Consider the following 562-nt stretch of genomic DNA (forward strand, 5'->3'; position numbering starts at 1 on the left):
GGCGAACAGGGATGCAAGGGCTCGCGCCTGCTCCGCCTGCTCTCGCACACGGGCATGCACGTCCGGCTGGCCTTCAAGATAGGCGTCGACCAGGCGCTGCCGCTCGGGCGACAGCCTGCCATCGATCCATGCGGCCAGATCGTCCTCGCCGATCGGGCTGGTCATTGCACGCTCCTCAATCGCGGCCGTTCACCCTCCCGGAGGAGGGTCGCCAGACGGTCGCGCCCCCGCGATATGCGCGACATTACCGTGCCCAGCGGCACGCCGACTACGGCAGCGACCTCCGCATAGGGCAGGCCCTCGACCGAGACCAGGAGCAGCACCGTTCGCTGTTCTTCAGGCAACGCATCAAGCGCGCGCAGCAGGTCGCGGTGGTGCAGGCCTGTGTCCTGATCGGCCGGGCGGCCGAGCGCGGCGTCGTCCACGAGGTGGAGCGGAACCGCCGTACCTCGCCGGCTATGCTGCCGCTGATGATCGACCAACAAATTGTGCAGGATCGCATAGACCCACGGGCGGACCTCCGCACCCCGTCGCTGTCGCCAGCGCCCGACCGCGCGCTCCA

Annotated in this window: 1 protein-coding gene; it reads right to left on the bottom strand. The window is 69.2% G+C overall.

Annotated features, from left to right (window positions below):
* Positions 1 to 161: 161 nt before the first annotated feature.
* The coding region (locus KZ820_RS21685) for an RNA polymerase sigma factor (protein WP_219750870.1) at positions 162 to 562 on the bottom strand (401 nt) is incomplete at its 5' end.

Source organism: Sphingomonas citri (assembly GCF_019429485.1).
Lineage (GTDB): Bacteria > Pseudomonadota > Alphaproteobacteria > Sphingomonadales > Sphingomonadaceae > Sphingomonas > Sphingomonas citri.